General features: G+C 53.7%; 20 protein-coding genes. 3 read left to right on the top strand and 17 right to left on the bottom strand.

Going from position 1 to position 21,445, the window contains the following annotated elements; all coding sequences use genetic code 11:
- Nucleotides 1-191, top strand: a 191-nt coding sequence (locus JHD74_RS23010; protein ID WP_199063580.1) for a hypothetical protein, incomplete at its 5' end; no start/stop codon positions are given.
- A 161-nt stretch (nt 192-352) separates the two neighbouring features.
- Here the strand turns inward: JHD74_RS23010 and JHD74_RS23005 are convergent.
- The 16 genes from JHD74_RS23005 to acpS form a co-directional block, all read right to left on the bottom strand.
- The gene (locus JHD74_RS23005) at nt 353-1,399 is read right to left on the bottom strand and encodes a hypothetical protein (protein WP_199063579.1); all 1,047 of its coding nucleotides are present in this window, start codon (nt 1,397-1,399) and stop codon (nt 353-355) included.
- Between the two features lie 7 nt (nt 1,400-1,406).
- Nucleotides 1,407-2,390, bottom strand: coding sequence for an ACP S-malonyltransferase (locus JHD74_RS23000; protein WP_024530300.1), 984 nt, complete (start codon nt 2,388-2,390; stop codon nt 1,407-1,409).
- Nucleotides 2,365-3,771 carry a hypothetical protein gene (locus JHD74_RS22995; RefSeq protein WP_199063578.1) on the bottom strand — a complete coding sequence of 469 codons (1,407 nt, stop codon included), beginning with the start codon at nt 3,769-3,771 and terminating at the stop codon, nt 2,365-2,367. Before JHD74_RS22995 ends, JHD74_RS23000 begins: the two co-directional genes overlap by 26 nt.
- Entirely contained in the window at nt 3,771-4,589 is an 819-nt protein-coding gene (locus JHD74_RS22990; RefSeq protein ID WP_199063577.1) for an outer membrane lipoprotein-sorting protein, read from the bottom strand. Before JHD74_RS22990 ends, JHD74_RS22995 begins: the two co-directional genes overlap by 1 nt.
- A gap of 23 nt (nt 4,590-4,612) precedes the next feature.
- Nucleotides 4,613-5,365, bottom strand: coding sequence for an SDR family oxidoreductase (locus JHD74_RS22985; RefSeq protein WP_199063576.1), 753 nt, complete (start codon nt 5,363-5,365; stop codon nt 4,613-4,615).
- 21 nt (nt 5,366-5,386) lie between these two features.
- Complete coding sequence (locus JHD74_RS22980) at nt 5,387-6,712, bottom strand: FtsX-like permease family protein (RefSeq protein WP_199063575.1); 1,326 nt, start codon at nt 6,710-6,712, stop codon at nt 5,387-5,389.
- The gene (locus JHD74_RS22975) at nt 6,709-7,233 is read right to left on the bottom strand and encodes a hypothetical protein (RefSeq protein WP_199063574.1); all 525 of its coding nucleotides are present in this window, start codon (nt 7,231-7,233) and stop codon (nt 6,709-6,711) included. Before JHD74_RS22975 ends, JHD74_RS22980 begins: the two co-directional genes overlap by 4 nt.
- 118 nt (nt 7,234-7,351) lie before the next feature.
- Entirely contained in the window at nt 7,352-8,065 is a 714-nt protein-coding gene (locus tag JHD74_RS22970) for an ABC transporter ATP-binding protein (RefSeq protein WP_037435354.1), read from the bottom strand.
- Nucleotides 8,062-9,141 (bottom strand): ATP-binding protein, encoded by a 1,080-nt coding sequence (locus tag JHD74_RS22965; protein ID WP_199063573.1) that lies wholly within the window; start codon nt 9,139-9,141, stop codon nt 8,062-8,064. Before JHD74_RS22965 ends, JHD74_RS22970 begins: the two co-directional genes overlap by 4 nt.
- Entirely contained in the window at nt 9,128-10,363 is a 1,236-nt protein-coding gene (locus JHD74_RS22960; RefSeq protein WP_199063572.1) for a beta-ketoacyl synthase N-terminal-like domain-containing protein, read from the bottom strand. The genes JHD74_RS22965 and JHD74_RS22960 overlap by 14 nt, the downstream gene beginning before the upstream one ends.
- On the bottom strand, nt 10,360-12,918 hold the full coding sequence (locus tag JHD74_RS22955; protein ID WP_199063571.1) for a beta-ketoacyl-[acyl-carrier-protein] synthase family protein: 2,559 nt from the start codon (nt 12,916-12,918) through the stop codon (nt 10,360-10,362). Before JHD74_RS22955 ends, JHD74_RS22960 begins: the two co-directional genes overlap by 4 nt.
- 92 nt (nt 12,919-13,010) lie before the next feature.
- Nucleotides 13,011-14,207 carry an aminomethyltransferase family protein gene (locus JHD74_RS22950; protein WP_199063570.1) on the bottom strand — a complete coding sequence of 399 codons (1,197 nt, stop codon included), beginning with the start codon at nt 14,205-14,207 and terminating at the stop codon, nt 13,011-13,013.
- Nucleotides 14,204-14,527, bottom strand: coding sequence for an acyl carrier protein (locus JHD74_RS22945; RefSeq protein ID WP_074031081.1), 324 nt, complete (start codon nt 14,525-14,527; stop codon nt 14,204-14,206). Before JHD74_RS22945 ends, JHD74_RS22950 begins: the two co-directional genes overlap by 4 nt.
- 21 nt (nt 14,528-14,548) lie before the next feature.
- On the bottom strand, nt 14,549-15,136 hold the full coding sequence (locus JHD74_RS22940; protein ID WP_024530313.1) for a 3-hydroxyacyl-ACP dehydratase FabZ family protein: 588 nt from the start codon (nt 15,134-15,136) through the stop codon (nt 14,549-14,551).
- 16 nt (nt 15,137-15,152) lie between these two features.
- Nucleotides 15,153-15,908, bottom strand: coding sequence for an SDR family NAD(P)-dependent oxidoreductase (locus tag JHD74_RS22935; protein ID WP_199063569.1), 756 nt, complete (start codon nt 15,906-15,908; stop codon nt 15,153-15,155).
- 21 nt (nt 15,909-15,929) lie between these two features.
- The gene (gene acpS, locus JHD74_RS22930) at nt 15,930-16,298 is read right to left on the bottom strand and encodes a holo-ACP synthase (protein ID WP_074031078.1); all 369 of its coding nucleotides are present in this window, start codon (nt 16,296-16,298) and stop codon (nt 15,930-15,932) included.
- A gap of 882 nt (nt 16,299-17,180) precedes the next feature.
- Here acpS and JHD74_RS22925 point away from each other — a divergent pair.
- Nucleotides 17,181-18,299, top strand: coding sequence for an OmpA family protein (locus JHD74_RS22925; RefSeq protein WP_199063568.1), 1,119 nt, complete (start codon nt 17,181-17,183; stop codon nt 18,297-18,299).
- A gap of 6 nt (nt 18,300-18,305) precedes the next feature.
- On the opposite strand, the gene JHD74_RS22920 is transcribed toward JHD74_RS22925, so the two are convergent.
- A complete protein-coding gene (locus JHD74_RS22920; RefSeq protein WP_199063567.1) occupies nt 18,306-20,024 on the bottom strand; it encodes a penicillin-binding transpeptidase domain-containing protein in 1,719 nt (572 codons plus the stop codon).
- Between the two features lie 697 nt (nt 20,025-20,721).
- On the opposite strand from JHD74_RS22920, the gene JHD74_RS22915 reads away from it, so the two are divergent.
- Complete coding sequence (locus JHD74_RS22915) at nt 20,722-21,201, top strand: Hcp family type VI secretion system effector (protein WP_024485546.1); 480 nt, start codon at nt 20,722-20,724, stop codon at nt 21,199-21,201.
- Nucleotides 21,202-21,445 lie beyond the last annotated feature (244 nt).

Here is a 21,445-nt window from a genome sequence, read left to right as displayed (position 1 = left end):
CCCCCCCCCCCCCCCCCCCCCCCCCCCCCCCCCCCCCCCCCCCCCCCCCCCCCCCCCCCCCCCCCACCCCCCCCCCCCCCCCCCCCCCCCCCCCCCCCCCCCCCCCCCCCCCCCCCCCCCCCCCAAAAAACTTTTTTAGTTGGCATCGTCGGCAGCGTCAGATGTGTATAAGAGACAGGCGAATGTATTAGTCTTGGCTAAATTGATAAATTCCATTCTTTATCTGAGCCTTGGATCGGTACGAGGTAATCATCATGGCAAGTAACGATAACTGATTCAGCTTATATCGCATGATGTTCAGTATTCAGTGTCGGGATACATGGGAGCGCGGTATACGCCCCCACGATGGTACCTACCTCATCGTTTTGACATCGTTATTAGCATACACCTGATGGCGTTTGTGCATTTCCAGCGCGTCATGGTAGTTGTCATATAAGGTCTGATAGCGTTCCGCACAGTAAACGACCAATAACGGCAACAAGGCACAAAGGTATAGCGGGATAAATTGCGGAGTGATCTGCAATGCCGCAAAAATCAGGCAGATCGCAATAGCCCACAGCTGCGAAGCCAGTAACCAGAGCAGACCACGCTGCCAACGCGCCAGCTTGCCGGTGAACGCCCAGGGAGCAACAGGCGCAGAGTTGGCATCCAGCGTGCCATTGAGTAATTCCCCAAACAACACATAGCGCCGCGTCCGGCCAGCAAACGCCAGCATAAACAGCGTCACCGCCCCCATCAGGATCATAAACGCGACGATAAAGGCAGGATCGGCATAGCCGGAAGCCAGGCTGAATGCGGGCTTACGGGCAATCGGCAAAACCAGGGCGAAATTGGTTAGCAGATTCAATAGCAAATCTTCGGCCACCAACCTTGGCAAGCGACGCTGCCGAGGGTGATAGGCTTCGGGCTCACTATAGGACTTCAAGGCCAGCAGGATATTGAACGGGGTTGATTTGCCTAGCTGGGCCACCATCAAGGCTGGCAGCACCAAGACACCAAGCAGCGCAATCAACGGATAATGCCAGTCTGGGCCGCATAGCCATATCAGGCCGCTCAGCGCTGCCGCCAGGCATACTATGACCAAGGAAGCCCAGCCAGGCTGGTACAGCAATTTCGCCATCCCAGCTGTTTTACGCTCTTTATACTGGCCCGCGACCGCTTGCGGGTTTTTAAACACCCGCAAGGTGAATACGCTGTACGCCCAGTAGCCTTGACCATCGCGCATCATGCTCCAGACAATCGACAGACAGATTGCCCCCAACCCGGCAATCATCTCCGGCAGAGTAATGTCAATGACGTTGCGGATCAGCGACGAGGTCAGAATAGCGGAGACCAACACCACGGGGATCACGGCTCCTCGCATGTATCTTTGGCTGAAAGTAGTCAATGTTGGCATCATATCGCCCTTATCCTGCATGCTTAACACTGCTGCCAACGAGATGGTAATAGTGTTGGATATGGTAATCCTCGTCAGCCCCGTAGTGCTCCGCCAACAGATGGCTGAGGATTTTTTTGTTGCTGATCTCCAGGTAGCGGCGATGTCCCATCTGTGCCCACCGATCCATACTCTCACGCCAGCGCACGGTATGGATAAGGTGCAACGCCAGATTTTCCTTGATCTGCACCACGCTATATTCCGCTTTGCCACTGCTGTTCATGATCAGTGGGCAAACCGGCGAAGAGAATGGCAGGTCGGCCAATGCCTGGCGCATCAGTGCCACTCCATCATGCATCAACGGCGTATGCCAGGCACCATTGACGCCCAACTTGATGGTATTTACCCCATCGCGCGCCAGGTGATTAACCAGGGTTTTAACGGCGGTCAGTTCCCCCCCTACCACTTGCTGCTGGTGCCCGTTGTCACAGCACACGTTGAGTACGGTTCCCAGCCCAAGATTGTCGATCTGCTCGCGCAGCGCATCATGGCTGTAAGGCTTGACCACATACATCGCCCCTTTGCGCTGTTCGGCCAGGTTTTGCATGATGGTCGCGCGCAGCGTGATCGCACGGAACAGCGTTTCCAGATCCATTACCCCGGCGGCATACAGCGCGCTATATTCACCTGCGCTATGCCCGGCGTAACCGGTTTCCAACACCGGGGTCCGTTCGCGTAACAACGTCAGCATGGCGGCGTTAACGGTGGTGACGGCCAACTGCTGATAAAGGGTTTTGGTCAGGCGTGTCATCGGCCCTTTCTGGCAGAGCTTGCGTACATCCAGCCCGGAAACATCGCTGGCACAATCCCACACCGCCTTGGTACCCGGTGAAACATCACAGACATCGCTGCCCATGCCGATCGCCGGGGATCCTTGTCCTGGGAAAATCATCATCCAACCGTCCGCGACGTTAGTTGCGGCCGATGTATTACCAATTGATTCGCATACCTGCATAGATATTTCCTTTTTCTCCGAAGGTGCCAAACTCACTCTCTTTACTGCCGAAGCTGGCGGCAACGCCGGTGTAAGCCTCAATGTTGTTTTTGAGCGGCGTGCTCAGGTGCAGATTCAGCACGTTGCTGCCATCCACCAGATTGACCATACCGGAGACCGACCAGTCGATACTGCCGACCTGCTCTTTATTGGTGCGTGTATAGAGGGTGAGGTACTGTTTGCCGAGCAGGTTGCCGCCCCGCCCGACGTTATCGGTTTCTGCCGCCATCAGGCGGGAGTACTGCTGATAGCCGTTACGGATATCCGCCATGAACGATGGCGGTAGCGGTGGCAATGACTGACCGTAACCCCCATTGACGAAGCGAATGGTGTTGACGTTGTCCTGCCACTCACTGCGACTGTAGCCCTGACTCTGACCATAATATTCCGCGCCGTATTCGCTTTGATCGCCAGTGGTGTAACGCAGGCCAACGCCGATATCCGCTTGCGCACCATTGGCGCGTATTTTGTACGGCTCCTGCACATTGGCAAGTTGGCGCATGGCACGCGCGGAAGCCATGTCTAGGTGACGCCAGGTTTGCCCATGGGAAATCGCCCCCTCAACGCTGAGGATCAGCATATCCGTCAGGTTGCCGCTAGTGCCTAGCGCCACGGTTTTCCGATCGCCAACCAGTAGCGAAAAAGTTGGGTTGAACGCTTTCAAACCGGTTGCGGTGTAACTGGTATAATATCTGTCGGTACTGTTGGTACGCAGGATCGCGTCCCACTCTGAGGCGGCTTCCTGGCGCTGGTTGTTGCGCTTGAGGCGCGGAAAGGCCGCTAACGTGAAGGTTCCTTCGTTGCGGTACCATGAGCTGCTGATGCCATACGCCCCTTCATCGTAGAAATTGCGCCCGCTCCCCCCCAGGCCAAACACCCGCACGGTACGCATACTACCGTTGATATTACGCAGTAGGTCGAGCGGCGCGACCGAGAACAGATAACCACTGGTTTTACGTACCTTACCGGCATCGATATACCCACTGTCGCTGACCGCCCAACTGGCAGTGGCCTCGTTGAGTATGCCCAGCCCCTGGAAGCGCTGATCCTCCAGGGTTCCCGGCTGATGTGCCTGGAGAGCATACTCGCCGCTGGCTTGCGCCTTGACGCTGAGGGCCTCGGTCAACGTGCAGCGGGCCACACCTGAAAGGTACAGATTGGCAATAGCGTTGTTACGAAATGCCGGATCGTCAAACTGCCATAATGAGTCCGAGGAATGGGACGATATCCCCTCTATGCCCGCATAACCGCGTTGGACAAGACAGTCAACCGCCCAACTGCTGCTACTATAGGCACCCACCAGCAGCAGAACCCCGCTAATCGGGGATCGCCTGCTCGCCATCAACCGTTCAACCTCAGCAGATACTCTTTCTGGAAGTTGCTTTCCGGCAACGACTCCAATCTGATGTCGCTGTAACGCATGGTGGTGTAGTTATCCTTACGCAGCGCGTCTTCCACCACGATAGTGGTTGGCCGCATCTGGCCCAACACCCGTTGATAATCGCGATAATACGAACGCTTGATCGGTACACCGTCGGCGGAAAGGAAATCGGCCCGGCTAGGGAAACCGCTGTCTTTTTCCACCCAATAACTGATCGCTGGATAGGTGACATAGGGCCAACGGCGCTGTAGTGATAGTTTGTAGCAGATCGTCTGGCCACAGGCCTCTTCACCAACCAGCCGGGAGATATAGGAGTAATCAAAGTCTGCGGCAACCACGTCACCGTTGGAAATCTGCCCCACCAGGCGTTGCTGGCGGGATATGGGGATCGGGCGTCGCAGGTCTGGTGCGTAATACCACATCTTTTCCAGATCGGAGAGCAAGGCTTTACCTTTATCGCGTACTGGGGAAATAAAACGCACCAGTGCACGCGCATCCCCTTTCTCTACCTGCTCCGAGGGTTTATAGAAGCGCATGGAAATATCCAGCACCTGTTGGTTCTCCGTGATATCACGCCCTCCCTTATGTTCCAGCAGCGTCAGCGTATAGCGGAAAGGCCGATCGGGTGCCCTCACGCGGTCGGCTCGACGGATAATTTCACGGGCCCGCTGATCTTCCTGAGTCAGGCTATTCAGTTGATGACGATCCAACGGTTCTGCCGACTGAGCCACACCCGACAGCCCCAGTAAAACCAGGCATCCAGCTATTTGATATTTCATGGGAACGGTCCTTGTTTGTGGGGCTATATATCCAGCATCATGCCAAGATCGGCAATAAGGGTGCTGCCACGTATCGCGCTCGACTGCTCAGAGACCAGAAATGCGGTAATGTTGGCCACCTCTTCCGGCTCCACCTTCCAGCGGCGCGGCGCGTTATTCCAACGTTCGAACATTGTTGACCACAGCTCGTCCAGGTACGGCAGCATATCGGTATTCACCACCCCGGCGCAGATGCCGTTGACCCGGATATTGCGGTCATACAGTTCCACCTCCAGGTAGCTCACCAGATTTTCCAGTGCCGATTTAGCGATGCCGAGCGGGTATTTCTCCAATACGCGCTGGCTACCTAAACTGGAAATCACGCAGATCGTACTGCCCTGGGGCATCATCGGTACCACTTCCTGTACGCAGGCGGTGTTGCCGATCAGGTTGGTATTGAGCAACAGCTTCCAGTCGCTGCGCGTCATGTCCATAAAGGCTTTGAACGGCGCGGCGGCGGCGTTCAGCACCAGATGATCGATACGTTCGATCCCCTGCTGCCTGAGCTTTTTCACCATGTCACTGATATCGCGCGGTTCGGCGATATCCGCTTTGGCCAAGGTCACCTTCACCCGAGTTTCTGCTGCCACAAAGCGTTGCAGATTGGCCGCACTTTTCCCCTGATCCTTGCGGTAGTTGAGGATCAGGTTATAGCCCTCTTGCGCCAGTTTTTCGGCAATCGCCATACCAATGCCACGGCCTGCGCCGGTAATGAGCACGGTTTGTCCCTTTGACATGTCTCTTCTCTCCCTGAGGGGTTAAACAAAGCGGAACGCTTGCGCTATAACCAGTTTAGATGCCCGGCGTGCCGGGATAATGGACGCTATCAATGCCGTCACCAGCGGCAACGCGCAGGAGAACCAGAACAGATTGAAGTCCTGATCCCACAGCACAAAGGCCAGATAGCCCTGGGTATAACCAGGCGAAGGCGGCATCGGTATGCCATTGATATTGATAAGCGCGGCGATAAGAATGCCGAAGCTGACGCTCAGCGCCGAGCCAATAATGCCAATGATGATCCCTTCCAGCACAAACAAACGGCCAATATAGGCTTGGTTAAGGCCGAGAGCGCGCAGCGTAGCGATTTCGCGGGTACGTTCGATGACGTTCATCATCAATGTGTTGCCGATCATGAACACCACGATGACGCTGACGATGGACTTGATAAACAGGAAGATCCCTTCAAACAGATTCACCACCTGATGATAGAAAATAGCCAACTCATCCCAGGAGCGCGCTTCCAGCTTGAACTGATGCTGTTCAATTAGCTGGTTGACCCGCGCCAACACGTCCTCTGTTTGGTCGGTGTCCTGCAGCATGATGATGACTTTACTGACATCCTGGGTCTGCAACAGACGCTGGGCCGTTTGCAGCGGCATCTTGATCGCCGTATCGTCGTATTCTTTGATGCCGGACTGGAACACGCCGCGTACCTGAGAAGAGATGGCGTTTTGCCCGCCTTGCGGGTTGACCACCAACATGTCGACCCAGTCGCCATAGCCCGCCGACAAAGCATTGGCGATACCAGAACCCAGGGTGATGTCCTGCTGCGCAACCCGCGACAGGTCGCTGCCCGAAATGATTTTATCCAGCGAGCCCAGCACCAACGAGGTTAGAGGTTCGATCCCCACGCCGGTAAAGAAAGTGGAAGCTCCCTTGTCATACTGGGAAATGATGCCGGTAAACGCCAGTTGCCCGGTAATGGTGGCGATCTTCGGTGCAATCACCGGATCGGCCAGCAGGAGCGTTTTCACTTCATCATAGTTATCGATGGTGTATTGCAGCGAATTGTTGGCTCCGCTGCTGAGGTAGCCTTGCTGATAAAGTTGAATATGCCCCAGGTTGGTGCGGATGGTTTGTTCACGCAGCGCCCAGAACGAGTAATCGACAAACCCACCGAAGATAAACACCGCCACCCCTCCCAGGGTGATCGCCAGTAGCGTCACCCCGGAACGGCGGCGCTGGCGAAACAGATTCAGGAAGGTGTAACGGATATCGGTAGGTTTACGGATCGCCGTCACGATCACCACCAACAAGGCGTAAATGATAATCATATTGGCAACCCAGAACAGGATATTCATCATAGCGATGCCTCCGTCAGCGGCTGGATGATGGTGTTCAGTTCAGCTGGCGTCCATTCAGGGGCCGTGCTGTGCTCGGACAGACGTTTTCCCTCTGCGCCCTGCTGTGCCAACGCCGCCCTGGCGGCCTTGGCATCGGCCACACGCTGGCAACTGGCCAGCGCATGCGCGGACATCAGCGTGATCATCGGTTGCAAATCAGCGGGCACCGCCGGGTTCTGCTGCAAATAGTCCAGGTCTTTCAAGGCCACGACGCAACGGCCATGGCTGGCGGGAACAAATGCATCCATCCGCACACGCAGAAAGCGCATCTGCCAGTCGTTCTCTTCGCTTTCCGCCGCTTCATCTATGTAGAAAAAACCCAGCTTTGAGGTTTCTGCCGCACGCATGTAATTCTTCTTGGCCAGAAAATCCGTGGCCATAAACAGTTGCGCGTAGCCATAAAACATTTTGGCGATGCGGCGATCCGGGTGCTGTTGATACAAGGCTTGCAACTGGCTGGCCGCACTGATCAACGTACTCATTGGCGCTTGGGAATTAACCGCCAGGACCGCTTGTAAGCTGGGGTTGTCCTGCGTGTCATGCAAACCAGTGGCTTGCGAAAGCCCACTGATCAACACGAATAAAGTGACAGCGTAACGCTTAAGCGATAACAAAATCATTTTCCAGCTCTCCATCCCTGATTTCCAACACCCGTTTGGCCCGATCGCGCAGCGTCAATGAATGGGTGGAAATAACAAACGTGGTTTTCAGTTCCTGATTCATGGTAAGCAGCAGATCGACGATCTCCTGCCCGGTACGGGTATCCAGATTACCGGTGGGTTCATCTGCAACGATCAAGCGTGGGTGTTTAACCAGCGCACGGGCAATCGCCACGCGCTGCTGCTGCCCGCCGGAAAGCTCGCCGGGCGTGCGTTTGTAGTGCGCCGCCAACCCCACTTTTTCGATCATGTCCATCACCTGATCTTGCGCCACGCGGCGGCTGAAGCCGTTAAGCATCAGTGGGTAATAAACGTTATCGAACACGCTCAGTACCGGCAGCAGGTTAAAGAACTGGAATACGAAGCCGATGGCATCAGCACGCAGGCAAGCGGTTTGCTGGTCATTGAGCGTGGAAAGGTCGTTACCTAGCAAATAGACATGGCCACTGGTGGGATAATCGATACCGCCCATCAGATTGAGCAACGTACTTTTACCACTGCCGGATGGCCCACATAACGCGATAAACTCGCCGTCATGGATTTCGGTGGTGATGGTTCCCAGCGCCACAATGGCACCCGGCCCTTTACCAAAGCGTTTGCCTGCCTGTTGCATCGACACCACAGGCAGAGGTTGTGCAATATGTAGGGTGTTCATGATGTTCCCCGATGATTTGACGGTAAGTGACCGGCTTGCGGTACCCAGTTCTCCAGCAACCAGGCTCCACCCTCACCGTCGAGCACACTCAACAAGCTGTGCCCGGTGATATTGCTTTGCAGTAGATACTGCCAGGCCAATGCCGGGTTCATGCAGCCGCTGTCGCCGTAGAGTTCACTGAGCGAGATGCAAGCCAGGCCGGTAGGCAACTGTTCAAACGCTTGCCGCTGCACGGCACGAAATGACAGTGCCGGCGGTGTTACGCCCAACACGGCCTGGGTATCCTTAGCCAGATACCGCTTACAGTGGTCAGCCAGCTGCAGTGCGCGCCGTTGGGTAGAACCCGACAAGGCTTGATAATCACTCAAATGTAGAGCAACGCCCTGGCCTGGTTGCTTCTTGAGGATCAGGCACCCGACACGCTCAACGCTGAACTGACTGTTGGCGGGGATCGGCCCCCGTTTGCTGGATGAGGGAAAGTGTTCGGCCTCGGAGAAAACCAACACCGGGAAGCTGCGGAATTGGCCACAGATGATGACGTTATCGGCCATATGACTGTTCAGGCAGTCTTGCGCCATCCGCAATGCACTCAGCAAACCATTCCGCTCGCCGCGCAATTTGCAGGTGAAATCCTTGATGCCATAATCCCGCACGATACCTTTGGGCAGAATATCGACGCTCAACGAGTCTCGCCAGCTGTTGACCCCTTCAAATACCGAGGCCTCCCCCCAGGAATCGCAATAAATCAACGCATTACGCTCATTGCGCAGGCGAAACTCCCCTTTACTCCCCAACTGTGCCACCGCCTCAGCACAGGCTGCACTCATGTCGTTCAGCCAGCCACGATAATTGGCTTTACGCAGCGCCTCTTCAGGCAGCATTTCACTGTCAATGCCGAAACGACGGAACAACCACTGGTCGCTGCCCGCTTTGGCATTGGCCTTTTTATGCAACCAGGCTTCCCACACGTTGTACCAGCTAGGGAAAAACCGTTGCATCGGCGTGCAGGGTTCCAGCAGGGAGAACCCCACCAGATTGATGGCCGCCGCCGGTATCACTTGTTTAACCGTGTTCATCTGCACCCTCACTGTTAGTGGAGATCACCATGGCGATGGCTGAACCATCGAGCCCGATGCCAGACTTGAGGATGTGCTGCCGTTTCAGTGCCAACGGTGGGCTATCGGCATGAACATGAATTTGCAGGCTGTCGTTAATCGGGTAACGCGTGGTCAATGCCAGCAGACGACGTTGTTGTAGCGCATCCGCCGCCAACATCAGGTCCAGCAAACCACAGCAGCTCTCCATGTAACCTACCTGTCCCTTGTAACTGACCACCGGAACCCCGTATTTCCCCCAGACTTTTTGCAGCGCCATGGCTTCTGCCTTGTCGCTGGCGATCACCCCATTGGCATGAGGGAAAACGCAGGCGATATCTTGCGCAGTGAGCCCGGCTTCCAGCAGTGCCCGCTCAAACGTCTGGGCAATGGTGCGGAAATCCGCCGTGAAGGAACTGCTGCCCCTGGCACCGCTGCTCTGGCAAAACACTGAGCTGCGCAATTTGACAGGCGAAGTAACGTTGCGCTGACGAGAGTGCTGCTCGCTTTCAACGATCAGCGCCACGACACCGTTGGTGGGTAGAATGCAGCTGTTATGGCTGCTAAACGGTTGTGAACCCTCTTCCCCCAGCATGTCCTGGCCACCCAGGAAGATAATGTCCTGCGTCAGCGTTTCAAACCAGCCAACGACCAGCACCCAATCAACCTCATTGGCAGCAATGGCCGAGTGGGCCAAATGGACCGCCGCTAAAGAAGAGTTGCTGGCGCAATAAAGCGAAACCGGTGGCCAACTTAGCTGATAGCTCTGAGTGAGTTGTCGCGCCAGTCGATCCTGACCGTAACTCTTGGCATGCAGCCGTTTGATTTTTGGAAATAACCGCAGCTCTTCCTGGTCGTTACGCTCCTGATACCCCATAAAATCAGCGATGTCGGGGCGCTCACCATGGCCTACCAGATAAACTCGAACCCGCTTTCCCTGCAATTGTTCCGTTGTCATCCCCGCGCCGGCAAGCGCCTGATTGATAACCGGCTGCAGGCGGGCCAACATCACGCCGGATGGCTGATGGTCAGCAACATGGTGCGGGTTGCAACTCAAACGCAGATCCTGCCATTCGCTTTCGGTGGCGAACCAGGGTTGTGTGCTGGCCAACCTGTTCTCGCTCAGGCCCTTGATCAGCGCCGGAAAATCCGGCGCATAAGCACTGGTGACGCCCCAACCACTCAGGACGACATTCTGAATCACGCCATACTCCTCAGCACCACGGCATAGTGATTGCCGCCTTCCGTTGCACCGAGCACCAGAGCGTTACGGACGGTTTTCTTCAGCGGTTGGGTGACAAAGGCGATATCTTCCGCACAGAAGTTTTCGGTGTAAGGGATCGGCAGGATTTCACCCCGCTTCATAATCTCCGTGACCACCGCGATATTGAGGATACCGACGCAAGACTCCACCAGACCAAACCAGGCGTTGTAGTTAACAAACGGCAGGTTACGGCGAGCATCGCCGAAGGCGCTACGGATCGCCCCAATCTCAACGGCATCACGGGCGGCAGTGCCATCACTGGTGCCACAGATCAGATCCACCTCTTCCGGCTCCATGTCGGCTTCGTGCAATGCCTGACGAATGGCCACCGCCATGGACTCGATCCGGGCTGGCATATCATCCTTGGCAAAGTAACAGCCATCGCTGGATTTGCCATAGCCGACAATCTCGGCGTGAATGTGGGCACCACGATCCTGTGCATGCTGTAAATCTTCAATCAGCAGCATGCCTGCGCCTTCACCTGGGATATAGCCTTTGGCGTCCTTGCTGTAGATCTGGAAATCAGCCGGGTCACGTGTCAGTAACAGATCGCTGTTCAGCGCCTGCAGGCAGATGACGAAGGTGTTCATATTTTCGTCCGCCCCCCCTACAATCATTTGCGGTTGCAGATCCTGGCGGACCAACTCGTAGCCGTAAGTCAATGCGCCCAATCCGGCATTGATACCCGTTGCCAGCGAGGTGTTATAGCCCTTGATCCCTTCGGAAATGGAACAGAAGGTCGAAATGGCATTCATCAGCGCACCTGGAAATTCGGAGGTCCGCACTTTGGTTGGGTCTGGGAACAGGCTTTGCAGGTAGCGATCTACCGTCGAATGTGGCCCTTTGGACATGCCAAGGATCATGCCAATCGTCTGACCGTCCCGTTTGATCTTACGCCCGGCGTCATTCATCGCTTGGGTAAGGGCCAGTAAGGCAAAGGTACTGATGGTATTGGCTTTACGAGGATCAAAGCGGCGTAGTGTCTTACGGGCGTCCAATCCTTGTACCTGATGCACCCCGCCCGGTTTGTTCAGTTCACATTCCACATCCTGTTCACCGAAGCGGTTACCCATGTAGTCCGCCACTCCCTGGTTTCTCAACATGACATTGAGTAATTCACGAAATCCCTGGCGGGTATCGTCATCAAGTGCCGGTGAGAACAGTTGTGGTAGTGGCTCCTGCGCCCACATTTTTTCCAGCATGCTTTGCAAGGTGTGGCCCACGGAGCTGACCGCCCCCATGCCGGTGATCGCGACGCGCTTGGGTTGATAATGCGTTACCGGACTTTGCTCAGGCTTGACGCTGGCAATCACACAGCAGTTGTTACCGCCAAAGGCATAGTTGTTCTTCATGAACACCTTGACTTCGGCTTCCTGGAACTCGTTGGGCACATAGTTGAGATCGCAGTTTGCGCGCGGCGTAGTAAAGTTGAGCGTTGGCAGGATCTTGTTTTCCGGCAAAGTCAGGAAGCAGGCGGTCAGCTCGATGATCCCGGCGGCACCGATATTGTGCCCCACATAAGCCTTGGTTGAACTCACCGGAATATCCATGATATTCGGGAAGACCTTCTTCATGGCCAGCGTTTCGCAACGATCGTTAGCGTCCGTGCCGGTACCGTGGGCGTTGATATAGTCAATATCTTGCGGCCCGATATCTGCGTTCTGCATGGCATGGCGCATCACCTGTACAGCCCCTTCGGCCCGTGGGTCGGGGGCCGTTTCGTGATAGGCATCGCAAGAGGTGGCGTAAGAGACCATCTCACCATAGATCGTCGCACCACGAGCGACAGCATGCTCGTATTCTTCCAGCAACAAAGCGCCTGCACCCTCGCCAACCGACATCCCTGGGCTGCCGGAGAACGGGCTGGACGGCGTACGTTTCATGGCATGGAGCGCGTAAAATCCGGCAAAGGTCGGCAGATAGACAGGCTCGGTGCCAACCACCAGCACCGTGGCGTTCTTGCCGTTCTGGATCAGGTCATAGCCAATCCCCATCGCGTTGGTACTGGCCGTACAGGCGGTAGCGACCAGTTCAAAGCCCCCTTTCAGCCCCAGCAGTGAAGAGACAATGGCGCTACAGGAAGAAAAGCTGCCGGAGACCATGGCCTTCTGCAACGAGAAGCGCTCCGTCTGACGTTCAATCAGCGGCATAAAGGGCTCGGTGCCGGCAGAGGAAACGCCGATGATCAGCCCGGTTTTATCCCGTAGTTCTCCGCGTGATAACTGGCCTTGCTGCAAAGCTTCATCGCCAACCTTATAGGCCCACAGCGAAGCATTATCCATTGAGGCAACGGTTTCAGGCGGGAGATCGGGCCAACTCAAAGGCTGTAATACCTCGGAGGCGTTGGCATCCTCGAACCATTCCAGGTACTTTTTACTTGGCTTGATCCCGCAGGTTTTATTCAGCAGTGCCTGTTTGAACTCGGCAACGTTAGTGGCAATGGAAGAGAGGTGACCCATACCGGTGATCACCACTCGTTTACGCGTGACTGTCATAGTGCCTTCCGTGTCAGCAAACCAGAAATCGAATGTAGGAGCGCCATGTTGCCATGGCGCAAAATAGCGTGATGCTTAAGGGGGTGTTCGGCTTACTCGTTCTCTTCTCTGAGTTTTTGCCATTCAAGCTGTTGCAGCAGATCGCGTGGACGCGAGCTGTCGACATAACTGTGTTCAGAAGGATTAATCAGGAAGCTGTAGTTACGGGCGAAAGGCACCGCCGACGTTGTTACCGCCACCGGGCCATTAGCCGTCACCACGTGATAGCCATCAATGTCTGCCCAAGCCCAGGCGTCGGTCACGAACAAACGGCCCAGACAGGCTTGCAGATCTGCCGAATAGTCGCAGACGATCACTTCACCGATGCAGTTACCGTCAAACATCACTTTGTCGCCGCGTTGCGGGATGGCGTCCGGTTTCCCGGCAATGCTCATCCCTACGATACGGTGGCTGATGCCCTGCGCTACGCGTTCACTCAAACTTGCCAGGCCGGTGAAAGCTTCTTTGTCGTAGCGCACTGCCCATTGCATTTGCAATGCGATCGGGCAGCCGGTGTAGGCGTTGAACATGCCTGGTTCCCAGCAAGGGTTTTCCAGGCGCACTTTCCGCTGGTAGTTCAGCCCGCCGGTACGCATGTCATACCTTTCGCCAGCCTCCTGCATCTGGGTCCAAACGTTGGCCAGCAGATCCTGTGGCCCCATCAGTTTGTAAGAGTACTCGCCATGTTTTCCGCTGCGCAGCAGGATCAGATCGTCCTCAACGTGCATGTGTTCCTGGTATGGCAGGCCAATCACGTCCATCCCATAGACTTCAGCCAGCAGTTCCCAGGCGTATGGCCCTTCAAAGTGCAACATGCCCCACTCTGGCGTGAGCGATTCGATAGAGTCGATATCTTCAAACTCGTCTTCATTGCCTGCCAGCTTGGCGCGCAGCATGTCGCACAGCGTTTCACCGCTGACCCACTCCGACAGCAACAGAAAACGTTCATCGTCACAGGCGATATACAGGTCGGTAATGATATTGCCTGCATCATCGAGGATCAGGCTGTACATGGCTTGCTCATCCCGGATCGATGAAACATCGCCGGAAACCAGCTGGTTGAGCAACGACCAGGCGCTGTCACCGTTGATAGCCGCGATGCCAAAATGGGAATAGTCAGACAGCAGAATGTGTTGACGTACCGCCTTGTGCTCCTCATCCGCTGCAAAATAACTCAGGGGAATGGCAACGCCGTTACGCTCCCCCATTACCGCCCCTTGCTGCCGATGAATGTCAGTGAGTTTGGTCATTCCTTGTCCGCTCCTGTTGCTGATCCGTTGGTGGTTTCCCCCCGCTTGCCAATAACAAACGAAGTGAGGGTGTTGACGCTACGCATGTAGGAAGGATCGTCACCTTCTGTCACACGGATGCCGAAGATTTCATCCAGCAACACGACGACCTCGGTGGCATCCACCGAATCCAGCTTCAACCCGCTACCAAACAGCGGTGTGTCATCGTCAATCTGATTGACTCTCTGATAAAGGTTCAGGCGTTCTATTAACCCCGTTTTGATTTTCTCCAGCACAGACTTGCGCTGTTCAATCCTTTCAATAAGCGCGATGTTGCTCATAGCGGCATTACTCCCTGTTAGTTAAACGTACATACCTTTGCCTTCAGCCAGAATGCGATCGGTGCGAAAATTGACAATCCGCCCGACGCACGCCACATTCCGGCCAACCCGCGCCTCCACTTCGTAGTGGTGGAACCCGTTCATATCGGCGAACGCCAGGCGGCTGTTGACTTCAATGGTGTCGCCCGGCGCGACCATGCTTTTGTATTTGACGTCCTGGGAGGCCAGCACGCCTAACACGCGCGCCCGTTCGGCTATCACTCGAGCTGCGCCCTCTGACGTCTGCAGCGCCCGTGAGACCTCATCAAATTTCCTCAATGGCTGCTGGGTTTCACGCTCATGCAACTGGCAGAAATCGTTCAGCAGACTCAGGTATTCACTAGACTGGCCGAAGATCTCGGCGATCATCACGCCAGGCATTACCGGGTTGTCTGGAAAATGCCCCGGAATATAGGATTCATTAAAGGTGACGTGCTTGATCACGGTAATCGAGCCCCTTTCTCCCGGTGAAAAGTCCACGATGCGGTCAACCATAAATATCGGTGCACGCCAGGACCCCATTTTTAGCAGCAGATTGGGCTGGACTAAGCTCTTGTTATAATTAGCCATACAACATTCCTGTCGGTTAACGCATCACCAGGCCGCCATCGGCCACCAAAGTCTGACCAACGATATAGCTGGATGCGTCTGAACTTAAGAAAGCCACCACGTTGGCGATCTCGTCGACGCGACCAAGACGTTTCAACGGGATAGCGGACATTACGTTGCGCACGATCTGACGCGGCACCTTTTTCACCATTCTGGATTCAATCATCCCCGGTGCCACGGCATTGACGCGGATCCCCTTTGAAGCCATTTCACTGGCCAGGGTGCGGGTGAGGCCAATAATGCCAGCCTTGGCAGCGCTGTAATTACTCTGGCCAAAGCTGGAGGTGATGCCGGATATCGAAGATATATTTACCACCGTTGAATTGCGGGCGTGACGCAATAAGGGCAGCAGCCGTTTAGTCATGGTAAAGGTGCCATACAAATTGACTTTGATAACCTGATCAAACTCTTCATACGTCAGTGCGGAAAATACGTTGTCTTTGTAGATCCCGGCATTATTAATCAGTACATGTACTTCATGAGCCTGTTTTTCAAGCTCATCGGCCAAGTTGGACACCTCGCTGACATCGGCAACATTGCACTGCAGGATATGCAGGTTGTCACCTTGCGGATGGGAGGTTTTTAATTTTTCCAGACCGCTATTATCATGATGGTAAATAGCGAAAACCTTGGCCTGCTGCTCGAGATACTTCTCACAAATGGCCAAGCCAATATCACCACTGGCGCCAGTAATAACCACATTTTTACCCCCGATATCGGGATAGTGAGACATAGATATTCCCTTATTTTATAATTAACCCAATGCCGCTGCGGCAATGGCATGTGACTGACAATGAGAAATGCTCAGCGTGGCATGAGTCAATTTTTTTTCCTGCATCAACCTGGCAAATTCACCGCTAAAGGAATAATAAGGGCAGCCCAACTCATCGTGTCTGATTTCGATGTTGTGGAATAAGATCCCCAGACGGAACCCGGTACCAAGCGCTTTCACCGCCGCCTCTTTGGCCGCCCAGAAACCGGCCAGCCGCTCGACGTTCTCGACCAAATCCCCTAGAGCCTGCTGCTCTGCCGAGGTTAACAAACGCTGTGCCAGCCTATTGCCACTTCGCATTAATGCGGTGTTTACCCGTGCGATCTCAATAATATCCACACCAAGATTCATCCTTTCTGACTCCCATCATCAAATCCATTGAAACAGCTTCGTGTGAAAACGATATAATACGCAGATACAATATGGCAATGATGGCATCCCCTATAAGGAAATAATATTGCAATAGGGTGTTGTCTGCATTGCTTAACGAGAATGTTATCGCGAAATGTTTAAAACAATCAATAAAGCATCAGAAAAAAATACCGCCAACAAATAAAATAGAGCATTATCCTAATTATTAAGTGAAAACACAGAATAAAAACCCATATTGCCACCTTAACCGGTCGGATATGTCATTTTTTCATGAATTAAACGAAATATATTTTTGCAAGAATAATCCCGTAATGCAGGAGCATTCAAAATAGCAAGGGATTTAATTAAGCCTGAATCAAGAAATAACCTAATTTTAAAAATTTACATCTTTTATCCTATTTAAAAATAGAGGTCATTAAACTTTCACTCTCTCTGATTTAGCTCAGTGAACGATGAATTCCGGAGAATTTAGCATCATGTCTGGCATTGAGTTGGCGCATGATTTTTAAACAGAAAGCATTTTCAAACAAAAATGCACCGCTAACATTCAAATTCCGTTCCCAAAAGAGCCACTATCAAGCTAACATCGCCTTTGGCAAGCCAGAAGCTTCAGGAGGCACAACATTCCTTTCCGCTTCGCTACTCATTTTATAATCAATAATCTCTTCGGCATATCAGGCCAGTCTGTTACTCTGCCCGACAGAGCTAGAGCCCAGATTTAGCAGCAGAATCGGTCAGACTATGAAAAACACCGTAATCAGGCTGAAATATCAGACTTATCCATGATAGTTTCGTAGTTTAATAAGTTGAACTGACCATACTCTGCGGTGCAGAATACGCGCAGATGAAATGGAGGTTCGGATGTACCAGATGGGAAATGTCATTAACCAGCAGATGGCGGCGATCTCGCCCCAGGTGCTGACAGTGTTGGAACAAAAGCTGGTAACGGCTAAGGAAAAGATCGCGCTGTGCCTTAACGGTATGGGGGCTTTGATCCTGCAAAAGACCCGCGACTACCTGCATCGCAATGACAACTCCCTCCGCTTCCGCCAGTTGGTCGGGCGCACTCCCCCCTTCGAATTGCGTTTTCTGGATGAAGCCTTGGGCAAGTTCAGCCCAGCATTGCTGACGATGGTGCTTGGCCACAAAGTGAAGCACGTCACCCAGCTGTTTGTCAGCTTTTATGTGCTGGAAAAACAGGTCGCCGAGCGGTTGTTTTCCGTGGCTTCTGCAGTGGTATTTGGCCTGTTGGGCCAATATCTGCACCAACGTTCCCTACAATCACCGTCGTTAAAAGGCTGGCTCGAGTGGCAGTTGCCACAGATTGCCGCAGCCCAGCCAACGGCGGTGCTCAACCAGTTACCTGCACTTATCCCAGCCGATCCGGCCGTTTCCCGCACCGGCTCGCTGGCACCCCCCAAACGCCGTATCTGGCCGTGGCTAATGCTGACGCTGCTATTGGTATCGCTGCTGTTCTCACTGCGCGGCTTTAGCGTGCTGCAACCCATGCAGGCCAGCGGCCAGAGCGATGTGACCTACCGCCGGTTGGCCGATGGCAAGCAGCTCCTGCTGTCGCAGCGTAGCGTCGAGAACCTGCTGATCACCTATATCGAGAGCAATGCTCCCACTAGCGAAAAGCGTTGGTTTACGCTGGATCGCCTGCAGTTCGACACCAACCGCACCGAGTTAACCCCTGCATCACAGGAACAGCTGAGGAATATCGTCGATATTCTGCGTGCTTACCCAGATGTGGAGATCCTACTGGGGGGGTATACCGATAAGTCGGCCAATGAACAGATGGACCGGCGTTTATCGCAGGATCGTGCCGATGCGGTTCGCATGGCGTTGGTAAAAATGGGGATTGGGGAAAGCCGTATCAGCGCAGAAGGTTACGGCTCGGCTTACCCCTTGGTACCTAACGATAGCGAAGCCAATCGCGCCAAAAACCGCAGAATCGATCTGCGGGTGGTTGAGAAGTAATCCTCCTCAGCCCTTGGCTACTGCCACCACCTTCAACGGCTGAGCATCGGGCAAGATATTCATATGCTCCAGCACCTGGGCCATAATCTTGCCAAATACCGGCCCCGCCACCGAGCCACCAAAGTGTTTGCCTGCCTTGGGGTTATTAACCATAACCACCAGGGCCACCTGCGGATCGCTGGCCGGTGCCACGCCTGCGGTGTAGTTGATATAGCCACCATCATACTTGCCGTTTGGCCCCATCTTCTCTGCAGTACCCGTCTTGATCGCCAGGCGATAGCCAGGCACTGCGGCACTTAGGCCGCTCCCCCCAGGCAACGCATCGCTCTCCATCATATGCACCACGGTTTTTACCACCTCGGCGGACATGATTTGCTGCCCCATGACCGGCGGCGTCACTTTAGTGATGGAAAGCGGACGATAAACACCGAATGAACCGATGGTGGCATATTCACGCACCATCTGCAACGGCGTGACGCGTAAACCGTAACCAAAGGAGAAGGTGGCTCGTTCAATATCTGCCCAGCGTGCGCGGTGAGCCGGCAAATAACCACTACTTTCGTTACCAATCCCCAGATCGGTTGGCCGCCCAAGCCCAAAACTGCGATAAACGGCGGGCAATACCGTGGCAGGCAGCGCCAACGCAATATGCGAAACCGCAATATCGCTGGATTTTTGCAGTACGCCGGTAATGGTCAGTTTCGACCAATGGCCCACGTCTTTGATCAGATGGCCGTTCACCGTATAAGGCGTCGTATCCAGCACGGTATCTGGCCGGATCAGCTTATGATCCAACCCCACCATGACTACCACCGGTTTAACCGTCGAGCCGGGTTCAAAGCTGTCACTGCTGCAGACATTATGTATGTCTTTCACCGGCGTATTGGCATAGTTGTTAGGGTTGAAAGAAGGATAGCTGGCCATGCCGAGGATCTCACCGGTATTCACCTTCACCAGCACAGCGCAGCCGGAATCGGCCTGGTTGGCGATTACCCCATCGCGGATCTGGGAAAACAGCACGTACTGAATAAATTTGTCGATGCTTAACGTCACGTTCGGTGGTGGCACTGGGTCAACGCTTTTAATCACGCCGATGACTGCACCGCTGCCGTCCTTCTGATAAACACGCAGGCCGTTTTTACCCTGCAACAACGGGTTGAAACCCAACTCAATCCCTTCCAGCCCCTGATTATCCTGCCCCACAATGCCAATCAGCCCGGCGGCGTCTTGCCCCATGGGATAGAAGCGGCTGAAGTCCTGTTCGGTACTTACGCCGGTCAGGTGCAGCTTGTTGATATAGGCCGCATTGTCATCCTCCACCTTGCGTGCCAGATAGACAAAGCGCTTACGCGCGTTAGCCTGGATCAGATGCTGAACATCAGCAAGCGGCATTTTCAACACGTTGGCCAAACTCTGCCAGCGCTCGGTGCTGGTATCGGTTTGGGTGTCGAGGATATGTTTGGGGTCCAACACGATATCTTTGGAAGAGACGCTGACCGCCAGCGCCGCATCGTTACGATCGGTGATCATCGCACGGTTGGTGGGCACCACCTGGGTACGAATGGAACGCTGGTCAGCCTGATCGGCCAACTGTTGGTGCTCCAGCAACTGTAAATAGCCGACCCGGAACATCAAGAGAAAAAAGCAGATCAAGATGCCCGCGCAAATCCAGCCAAAACGCGCCGTCGAGTAGTTTTTACCGTTTTTCTTGGTTGGAGGAGCCACTGTTAAGCCTGCGATTTAACTTATTATTTATCAGCTAAGTCTAACCTGAGTCAGATTGCCTGAAGGTTGCAGTTTGTAAGAAAGTAAAAACAAACGCTTTTTTGTTGCTTTAATTTTACAGCTTTTTAAAACAGCCACTTAGGGATCGTCATTTGACTGAATGGCGATAAGGTGGCGGCACACGTTTTGCGGCCACAAAAAAACCTGCTTTCGCAGGCTTCTAGTCAGATCCAAAGTGCCCCTTGATTTCCCCTGGTTGGGTGTGGCGGCACGATATCAATCTTCCTCGGTGTCACGCTTTTTTTTACCGGCCTTGCCACTGACGGCCAGCACGTCGGTGATTAATACCGGGGTATTGAGGGGAACAGTGTGGCATCGGCATCTTTCCCTGTGCAGACCATGCCGACCAGACAACAGGCTGTAGAAGGGAAGCAAGGCAATGCTGGGGGTACGATCGTTTTCACCGATCAATATCGTGTTATTGATCTAGCGAATCGATTGGACGGTTTTTAGTCATTCCACTAGGGTTATTGGGCTTCTTATGGCAACACCAGGGAAACACCACCACCCCAAGAGCCCGCATTTTATGCGGGCTTTATTATGGGTGCTTATGTTACATTCAGCAGGTTCACTTAATGATATAAACCTCTACGCTTCGTGGCACCAAGTCACATTGTTAATATAAGGATATTGAGTAATGGCTAACGTAATCTATGCGACATTGAAAGGTAAACAGCAGGGACTTATTTCTGCCGGATGTTCCTCTATGGATTCCATCGGTAATAAAGGGCAAACCGGTCATTTAGACCAAATCCTGATTAATAGCCTGAACTATGCGATGAGCAGGGAACAGCATGTCAGCCATCACCCTGTCGTGTTTACCAAACCTATCGATAAATCCTCGCCTTTGCTGGGCGTGGCTATTTCCAGCAATGAATCGCTTGAAGTCCTGTTTGAGTTCTACAGAACCAATGCGTCCGGTGCGCAAGAGCTTTACTTCACCATCTTACTCACTGATGCCACCATTTCCGATATCTCAGGCTCACACCCTCACTCAATTACCCACAGCGGCGCACAACCGCAAGAAACCATCTCTTTGAAATACAAGAGCATTACCTGGAGCCATATCATTGCGGGCACCAGTGGTTACAGCATTTGGGATGACAGAGTCTATTGATATAAAGGGGATGGTTAATGCCATCCCTCACAAGTTCACTTACCCTTACTATTAAAGGCGGCCATACTAACGAACGTCACCAATAAACCAAAGAGATAAGGGGCATAAGACATAAACTCATTATTTTCAGGAACAGAGATCCCTAGTATAGGGATGGTTTTCATATGAAATATATGCAAATGAAAAACCATAAAGGCTGTCTCTTATACACATCTGACGCTGCCGACGATGCCAACTGGGTGTA

The sequence above is a fragment of the Serratia sp. ASV30 genome (assembly GCF_016428815.1).
Lineage (GTDB): Bacteria > Pseudomonadota > Gammaproteobacteria > Enterobacterales > Enterobacteriaceae > Chania > Chania fonticola_C.
The sequence above is the reverse complement of the archived record's forward strand: the minus strand, read 5'-3'. Positions and strand labels throughout refer to the sequence as shown.

Bases quoted from the DNA above. Each gene is read 5' to 3' on its own strand.
- JHD74_RS23005 (WP_199063579.1), bottom strand. From the start codon at position 1,399: ATGATGCCAACATTGACTACTTTCAGCCAAAGATACATGCGAGGAGCC.
- JHD74_RS23000 (WP_024530300.1), bottom strand. From the start codon at position 2,390: ATGCAGGTATGCGAATCAATTGGTAATACATCGGCCGCAACTAACGTC.
- JHD74_RS22995 (WP_199063578.1), bottom strand. From the start codon at position 3,771: ATGGCGAGCAGGCGATCCCCGATTAGCGGGGTTCTGCTGCTGGTGGGT.
- JHD74_RS22990 (WP_199063577.1), bottom strand. From the start codon at position 4,589: ATGAAATATCAAATAGCTGGATGCCTGGTTTTACTGGGGCTGTCGGGT.
- JHD74_RS22985 (WP_199063576.1), bottom strand. From the start codon at position 5,365: ATGTCAAAGGGACAAACCGTGCTCATTACCGGCGCAGGCCGTGGCATT.
- JHD74_RS22980 (WP_199063575.1), bottom strand. From the start codon at position 6,712: ATGATGAATATCCTGTTCTGGGTTGCCAATATGATTATCATTTACGCC.
- JHD74_RS22975 (WP_199063574.1), bottom strand. From the start codon at position 7,233: ATGAGTACGTTGATCAGTGCGGCCAGCCAGTTGCAAGCCTTGTATCAA.
- JHD74_RS22970 (WP_037435354.1), bottom strand. From the start codon at position 8,065: ATGAACACCCTACATATTGCACAACCTCTGCCTGTGGTGTCGATGCAA.
- JHD74_RS22965 (WP_199063573.1), bottom strand. From the start codon at position 9,141: ATGAACACGGTTAAACAAGTGATACCGGCGGCGGCCATCAATCTGGTG.
- JHD74_RS22955 (WP_199063571.1), bottom strand. From the start codon at position 12,918: ATGACAGTCACGCGTAAACGAGTGGTGATCACCGGTATGGGTCACCTC.
- JHD74_RS22950 (WP_199063570.1), bottom strand. From the start codon at position 14,207: ATGACCAAACTCACTGACATTCATCGGCAGCAAGGGGCGGTAATGGGG.
- JHD74_RS22945 (WP_074031081.1), bottom strand. From the start codon at position 14,527: ATGAGCAACATCGCGCTTATTGAAAGGATTGAACAGCGCAAGTCTGTG.
- JHD74_RS22940 (WP_024530313.1), bottom strand. From the start codon at position 15,136: ATGGCTAATTATAACAAGAGCTTAGTCCAGCCCAATCTGCTGCTAAAA.
- JHD74_RS22935 (WP_199063569.1), bottom strand. From the start codon at position 15,908: ATGTCTCACTATCCCGATATCGGGGGTAAAAATGTGGTTATTACTGGC.
- acpS (WP_074031078.1), bottom strand. From the start codon at position 16,298: ATGAATCTTGGTGTGGATATTATTGAGATCGCACGGGTAAACACCGCA.
- JHD74_RS22925 (WP_199063568.1), top strand. From the start codon at position 17,181: ATGTACCAGATGGGAAATGTCATTAACCAGCAGATGGCGGCGATCTCG.
- JHD74_RS22915 (WP_024485546.1), top strand. From the start codon at position 20,722: ATGGCTAACGTAATCTATGCGACATTGAAAGGTAAACAGCAGGGACTT.